This is a genomic window from Mesorhizobium sp. M0626 (assembly GCF_040320665.1).
Lineage (GTDB): Bacteria > Pseudomonadota > Alphaproteobacteria > Rhizobiales > Rhizobiaceae > Mesorhizobium.
In genome coordinates this window covers 185,746-192,691 of the sequence record NZ_JAMYQD010000018.1, presented here as the reverse complement: position 1 = coordinate 192,691, position 6,946 = coordinate 185,746, and the positions used below count along the sequence as shown (strand labels likewise).

At 63.8% G+C, this 6,946-nt stretch carries 8 protein-coding genes; 5 read left to right on the top strand and 3 right to left on the bottom strand.

All coding sequences use genetic code 11. The features are described from left to right. The coding region (locus NKI37_RS23815) for a helix-turn-helix domain-containing protein (protein ID WP_352794573.1) at positions 1-593 on the bottom strand (593 nt) is incomplete at its 3' end. A 267-nt stretch (positions 594-860) separates the two neighbouring features. Beyond that, positions 861-2,702, bottom strand: a complete 1,842-nt coding sequence (locus NKI37_RS23810) for a DEAD/DEAH box helicase (RefSeq protein ID WP_352791427.1) — start codon at positions 2,700-2,702, stop codon at positions 861-863. A 423-nt stretch (positions 2,703-3,125) separates the two neighbouring features. Between NKI37_RS23810 and NKI37_RS23805 the strand changes: the two genes are divergently transcribed. After that, positions 3,126-4,160 carry an aspartate-semialdehyde dehydrogenase gene (locus NKI37_RS23805; RefSeq protein ID WP_023671698.1) on the top strand — a complete coding sequence of 345 codons (1,035 nt, stop codon included), beginning with the start codon at positions 3,126-3,128 and terminating at the stop codon, positions 4,158-4,160. Between the two features lie 346 nt (positions 4,161-4,506). Further along, positions 4,507-4,809 carry a GNAT family N-acetyltransferase gene (locus NKI37_RS23800; protein ID WP_352791425.1) on the top strand — a complete coding sequence of 101 codons (303 nt, stop codon included), beginning with the start codon at positions 4,507-4,509 and terminating at the stop codon, positions 4,807-4,809. A 3-nt stretch (positions 4,810-4,812) separates the two neighbouring features. On the opposite strand, the gene NKI37_RS23795 is transcribed toward NKI37_RS23800, so the two are convergent. Next, positions 4,813-5,220, bottom strand: coding sequence for an ACT domain-containing protein (locus NKI37_RS23795; protein WP_023671700.1), 408 nt, complete (start codon positions 5,218-5,220; stop codon positions 4,813-4,815). 357 nt (positions 5,221-5,577) lie between these two features. On the opposite strand from NKI37_RS23795, the gene NKI37_RS23790 reads away from it, so the two are divergent. The 3 genes from NKI37_RS23790 to NKI37_RS23780 are packed head-to-tail and all read left to right on the top strand — an operon-like array spanning position 5,578 to position 6,936. Further along, the gene (locus NKI37_RS23790) at positions 5,578-5,988 is read left to right on the top strand and encodes a DoxX family protein (RefSeq protein WP_023687655.1); all 411 of its coding nucleotides are present in this window, start codon (positions 5,578-5,580) and stop codon (positions 5,986-5,988) included. A gap of 14 nt (positions 5,989-6,002) precedes the next feature. Continuing rightward, positions 6,003-6,659, top strand: a complete 657-nt coding sequence (locus NKI37_RS23785; RefSeq protein WP_352791423.1) for an SRPBCC family protein — start codon at positions 6,003-6,005, stop codon at positions 6,657-6,659. Between the two features lie 13 nt (positions 6,660-6,672). After that, the gene (locus NKI37_RS23780) at positions 6,673-6,936 is read left to right on the top strand and encodes a YMGG-like glycine zipper-containing protein (RefSeq protein WP_023683830.1); all 264 of its coding nucleotides are present in this window, start codon (positions 6,673-6,675) and stop codon (positions 6,934-6,936) included. Positions 6,937-6,946: the final 10 nt, after the last annotated feature.

Here is a 6,946-nt window from a genome sequence, read left to right as displayed (position 1 = left end):
AACAGCCGTTCGAACACCGGCCAGGCTTCGCTATCGGCCGTCGACCCCGTCGCTTCGAGCGCCAGAAGATAGCGGCTCGACGCATCCATCACCGTCAAGGGTTCGCAACGCCAGCCGTCGCGGGTCCGGAACCAGCCCTTGTGATCGCCAGTCCACACCGCGTTCGGTTCTTGCGGCTGTGGCCAGGGTCCATTGCCGCAGGCCCGCAGGCGGGGTCGCTTGCGGGCGCGGACAAGCCCATGCCGCGCAAGGATCGCGCCGACCGTCGAGGCTGAAGGCCACATGAACTCGGGAGCCGTGCGCCTGAGCCGTGCCACGATCTTCTTTGGACCCCAAAGCGGATGCAGCTCCTTGGCCGCCACAATCCGCTCAACCAGATCCTGAGCTGTTGCACGGCCTTGATTGAGCGGGGCTCGCGGCAGGTCGTGCAAACCTTCCGGGCCGAACTCCCGATAACGTCCGAGCCATTTGTAGCCGTTCTTGCGTGAGGTCCCGTAGGCCGCACAAAGCGCAACCATCGTCTCATCCCCAGAAAGACACTCCACAACAAACCGTAGCCGCTCGTCCATGATGCCAGTCTCTCGCCAAACCATCGCCGGTCCTCCCGGCGGACAAGAAAACTGTCACCCATGCTATCGGTCCATTCTGTTACCTATCTATCCGGTTCGGACACCGGCATCCCCTCCCCGTATAGTGACGGGGAGAGGGGTCGCTGTTATCGACGATTCCGCCAATCACCAACGCTGCAAGAAGAGCGCCAAGGCTGCGGTCCGCCCTTTCTCCCCGTCACTATACGGGGAGAAACGCCCGGCAGGGCAATGAGGGGCAGCGCCTACATCTGTAATTGGCCGATAAGAGCCTCAAACTGGCCGCTTCTTCGGTTTCTTGTTCTTCGGCGGTCCAGCCTTGTCGAATTTCGGTTTCCCGGCCCAAGGCTTTGCATCGCCGGCGGGCCGTTCCCGCTTCTCGAATTTCGGCTTGTGTGCGCTTTGCGGCGCCTCGAACGGGCGCTTGCCGCGATGCGGCTTCTTGTCGGGCTTCGGCGCCTGGTAGCCGGCCCGCGACAGGTCGGGCGTGCCGTCCAGGCGTTTCACCGCAATGTTGCCCTGCAATTTCTTGTCGGGGCCGACGGCGGCGAGGAAGCGATCGGCCCAGTCGGCCGCGATCTGCACGTAGGTCTCATCCTGCTGCATCTTGATGGAGCCGATCTCGCGCTTGGAGATGTTGCCGGTGCGGCACAGCATCGGGATCAGCCAGCGCGGCTCGGCATTCTGCTTGCGCCCGATCGACAGCGAGAACCAGACGCTGTCGCCGAAATCGTCGCGGCGGCTGGGCGCTTCGTCGCGGCGTTCGAATTTTTCGCCCGCCGGTCTGTCTCGCGACGGCGTGAAGGCCGCGACCTCCGTCAGTTCCTCGGGCGCCGAGCGGCTGGCGCGGCATTGGCGCACGAAGGCGGCGGCCACCTGTTCGGCGCCATGCCTGGCCAGAAGCGCGTCGATGAAGCCGCGCTCGTCCTCGGCAATCGGCTCTTCGAAGGCTGGATCGGCAAGGATGCGCTCGTCGTCGCGCATGATGACTTCGTCGGCGGAGGGCGGGCTCGCCCATGTCGCCTTCAGCCCGGCATTCTGCAGCAGCCGTTCGGTGCGCTTGCGGGCGCCGTTGGGCACGATCAGCGCGCTGACGCCCTTGCGTCCGGCTCGGCCGGTTCGGCCGCTGCGGTGCAGCAGCGTTTCGGGATTGGTCGGCAGATCGGCGTGGATGACCAGTTCGAGATTGGGCAGGTCGATGCCGCGCGCTGCGACGTCCGTGGCAATGCAGACTTTGGCGCGGCCGTCCCGCATCGCCTGCAGCGCGTGGGTGCGTTCGTTCTGGCTGAGCTCGCCCGACAGTGCGACGACGGAAAAATTGCGGTTGTTGAAGCGTGCCGTCAGATGATTGACGGCGGCGCGGGTGTTGCAGAACACCAGCGCGTTCTTCGCCTCGTAAAAGCGCAGCACGTTGATGATGGCGTTCTCGCGGTCGGCATAGGCGACATTCAGCGCCCGGTATTCGATATCGAGATGCTGCTTTTCCTCGCCGCCGGCCGAGATGCGTACGGCGTCGCGCTGATAGCCTTGCGCCAGCGTGGCGATCGAGCGCGGCACGGTGGCCGAAAACATCAGCGTGCGGCGCTGAGCCGGTGCGGCATCGAGGATGAATTCGAGGTCCTCGCGAAAGCCGAGGTCGAGCATCTCGTCGGCCTCGTCCAGCACCACGGCTTTCAGCGCCGACATGTCGAGGGAGTTGCGGGTGATGTGGTCGCGCAGGCGGCCGGGCGTGCCGACGACGATGTGGGCGCCGCGCTCCAGCACGCGCCGTTCGGAGCGCATGTCCATGCCGCCGACGCAGGACGCGACGGTGGCGCCGGTCGGCGCGTAGAGCCATTGCAATTCGCGCATCACCTGCAGAGCGAGCTCGCGCGTCGGCGCCACGGCCAGCGCCAGCGGTGCGCCAGCCTGGTCAAAACGTTCGGCGCTTCCAAGAAGGGTCGGCGCCAAAGCGAGGCCGAAGGCGACGGTCTTGCCTGAGCCGGTCTGCGCCGACACCAACGCGTCGGACTCGCCGAGCTCCAGCACGGCCTTCTGCACTGGCGTCAGCTCGGTATAGCCGCGTTTTTCCAGCGCTTCTGCCAGCGCAGGAACAATAGCTTCGAAATTGGACATCTCACTCTTTCGGAATTCAGGGTCTGGGCTCATCATGGAGCACATGCCGGGGCTGACGCACGCCAGCCAAACACTATTTGGGCGTTCGTACTTCTTGCGGCCGCTATTGTACAGGGCAGGCGTGTGCCTGGCCGCAATTGACTCCTGACGCAAACCGCGTAAAAGCCGGCATCGAACGGGATCATTTTCGATGCGCGGCCTTCTGATGGCTCTTCTTGCATTCGACTTCCCCGGCCACAATCATGGGGCCGGGCGCGTCGGCGCGTCTTACCGTTCCAGCAAAACTATGGCCAAAACCACCACCAAAACGGTGTGATTCCCTTGGCCTAACCACCCTCTCCCGGGTCCGGCCCGGGGGACGAAACCCGCATTGGCCGGCGGGTTTTCTCCAAAAACCAAGCGGAGAGGGACAGGAGATTTCTGATGAGTTTCAAGGTTGCGGTAGTCGGCGCCACGGGCAATGTGGGTCGCGAAATGCTCAACATACTGGAAGAGCGCGGCTTTCCGGTAAGCGAAGTCGTGGCGCTGGCCTCGCGGCGCAGCCAGGGCACCGAAGTGTCGTTCGGCGACCGTTCGCTGAAGGTCAAGACGCTCGACCAGTATGATTTTTCCGACACCGACATCTGCATCATGTCGGCCGGCGGCAACGTCTCGAAGGAGTGGTCGCCGAAGATCGGCAAGCAGGGCTGCGTCGTCATCGATAACTCGTCGGCCTTCCGCTATGACCAGGACGTGCCGCTGATCGTGCCGGAAGTGAACCCGGATGCGATCTCGCTGTTCACCCGCAAGAACATCATCGCCAATCCGAACTGCTCGACGGCGCAGCTGGTCGTGGCGCTGAAGCCGCTGCACGATGTCGCCACCATCAAGCGCGTCGTCGTCGCCACCTATCAATCGGTATCCGGCGCCGGCAAGGAAGGCATGGACGAACTCTTTACACAGACCCGCGCGGTGTTCGTCGCCGATGGCGTCGAGGTAAAGAAGTTCACCAAGCGCATCGCCTTCAACGTCATTCCGCATATCGACGTCTTCCTCGACGACGGCTCGACCAAGGAAGAGTGGAAGATGGTCGCCGAGACCAAGAAGATGCTCGACCCCAAGATCAAGCTGACGGCGACCTGTGTGCGCGTGCCGGTGTTCATCGGCCATTCCGAAGCCGTCAACATCGAGTTCGAAAAGCCGATCACCGCCGACGAGGCGCGCGATATCCTGCGCGAAGCGCCGGGCTGCCAGGTCTTGGACAAGCGCGAGGATGGCGGCTACATCACGCCGCTGGAATCGGCCGGCGAGGACGCCACCTTCATCTCGCGCATCCGCGAGGATTCGACCATCGACAACGGCCTGTCGATGTGGATTGTCTCCGACAATCTGCGCAAGGGCGCGGCGCTCAACGCGGTGCAGATCGCCGAGCTTCTGGTCGAGCGCGGCCTGATCCAGCCGAAGAAGAAGGCGGCCTGACGGCTGGTTTGTTTTCGCTCACGGGGTTCGGCCTTCGGCCGATTCCGTTTATCGCTCACGGGCCGTATCGCCGCTGCCGCGGCTGGCCCTCCGCGGGGCGCCGGAAAGCCGGCGGCCCGCAGTCGCGGGCTCGGCCTTCGGCCGAAGCCTTCCTTCTCCCCGTTCACGGGGAGAAGGTCCCGGCAGGGGGATGAGGGCAGCGCTGACCTCTGTTGAGAAAAGCCTTTGAACGATCCCACCAAAATCGTGCTGCGCCCCGCCACGGCTTTGGATGCCGCGACCATCGCCATTGTCATGCGGGCCGCACTTGGCTCGTTCTCCTGGATGCCGGTCATCCCGCGAGATCGTGCTGTCCCGGCAGCAGGTGACGGTCGCCGAGGCCGGCACCGGCATTGTCGGCTTCATTGCCCTGAGCGGCGGTTGGGTGGAACAGCTCTATCTCGACCCCGCCTGGATGGGGCAAGGCATCGGCAGCCGGCTGCTGGTGCAAGCGACCGCCGCGCTACGGATCGTTAAACTGCATTGCTTCCAGGCCAACACCGGCGCGCGTCGCTTCTACGAGCGCCATGGCTTTCGCCCCGAGGCGTTCGGCGCGGGCACCACCAACGAAGAAGGCCTGCCGGATATTCTCTACGTGCGTCGAGCTTGATATTCAGCCGGCGTTATCCTTGGCCAGTTGGCGCAATAACTCCATCGCTTCCTCGGCCCGCTCAGCGGGCACGAACAGATGGTCATGATAGAAAGCAGAGACCGGATTGACGCCCATGCCGGCGGCGGCCAGCCGGGCGGTGATGGCGGCGAGGAAGCCGACGGCTTCCAGCGAGGAGTGGACGTTCAGGGTGATCATGCGGCAGCGGAACGAAGCGGTCAGCCCGGCCGCCCGTGCCGCGTCCTCGGTCACGATCAGTGTCACACCCTCGCGCTCGCGAAAGACCATCACGGGATCGAGGCCTGCCTGCCGGCTGATTCCAGGTGTGAGCGTAGCGAACACGTAGACGTCCGGCAGCAGTTCCGGCGTCATCGCCGCCAGCAGCTTTTTCAGATCAGTCTCGCCGGCCATTCGCTCGTCTCTCGCCCAGCCCTATCAATAGCCGTGACTGGTGGATGTCGATAGTCCGTCAAGGTGGAGGGACAGCGCCCCCCTCTGCCCTGCCGGGCATCTCCCCCGCAAGGAGGGAGATCGGCGGTTTCGATGCTCCGCTCATTCATGGAACATTGCCGAAGCGGTCGAGCGTGTAATCTCCCCCCTTGCGGGGGAGATGGCCGGCAGGCCAGAGGGGGGTGTGAAGGATCGCCACGCAGCGGCTTTTGCTTGCTGCTACCCAAAAAGAATCCGCACCCTGTAGGATCGCCGCCCCATCGCTCGTCCTTGGTCCGAAGCCAGCAAACGGCTCGAACCGCTTAGGAGGGAACACCCGTGAGTATTTCTCAAACCATGCCCGTCTCGTCGGGCGCCCTGTGGACCGGCCGCGTGCTCAGCGGCCTCATCATCCTGTTCATGATCTTCGACGGCGTCATCAAGCTGCCGCCGCTCGATGTCGTCACCCAGACGATGGTGCCGCTCGGCTGGCCGGCCGATGTCAATGTCGCGCGCACGCTCGGCATTATCGGGCTGATCTCGACCGCGCTCTATGCGCTGCCCCGCACCTCGGTGCTCGGCGCCATCCTGCTCACCGGCTATCTCGGCGGTGCCATCGCCACAAACATGCGCGTCGGCAGCCCGTTGTTTTCGCACACGCTGTTTAGCGTCTATCTCGGCATCATCCTGTGGGGCGGTCTCTATCTGCGCGACCCAAGCGTGCGCGCCCTGATCCCGTTCAGCCGTTAAGCGAGGAGAAAAACATGCTCAGCACCATTCTCATCATCCTGGTCGTCATCATCGCCGCCGTGCTCATCTATGCGGCGACGAGGTCGAATGATTTCGTCACCGTCCGCACCGCCAGCATCAAGGCCGCGCCGGAAGCGATCTTTCCGCTGATCAACAATTTCAAGCACTGGCCGGAATGGTCGCCCTACGAAAAGCTCGACCCGCTGATGAAGCGCACGCTGTCGGGCGCTGATGCCGGCAAGGGCGCCGCCTACGCCTGGGAAGGCAACGCAAAGGCCGGCAAGGGACGCATGGAGATCGTCAATTCCGTGCCATTTTCGCTGGTGTCGCTGAAGCTCGACTTCGAGAAGCCGTTCCGGGCCAACAACAGCGTCGACTTCACCCTGAAACCCTCGGGCGACATCACCGCAGTCACCTGGGCGATGCGTGGCAGCCGGCCCTTCATTGCCAAGCTTATGGGCCTCTTCATGAATTTCGATACGCTGATCGGCAAGGATTTCGAGGCTGGCCTCGCCAATCTACTGAAAGGTAAAACGTCCTGCATTTCAACAAGCTCGGCGGCGGTCGTTACGAATGTGACAGGCGCGCGCACCGGGATCTCTCACGCCTTCGGGATCAAATCAGCCGTCTGGGAGTTAGAGCCGTGGCGGCGAGGACGGCGATCCGCGTGAGAGAGGAACGACAATGAAAAAAGCGATGATCATTCTGGTACTGGCGACCGCGCTGGGCGCGTGCTCGCAAACCGAAAAGGGTGCCGCGGTCGGCGGCCTCGGCGGCGCGGCGGTTGGCGCAGCTGTGGCAAATGATCCGGTTCAGGGCGCCGTCGTCGGCGGCGCCGTCGGCGCCGTGGCCGGCGCGCTGATCGGCCGTGCCAGCGAAAGCGGTCAATGTCGCTACCGCGGCCGGAACGGGCGCACCTATATCGCCAGCTGCCCTGACGGTTATTGAACACAGCCAG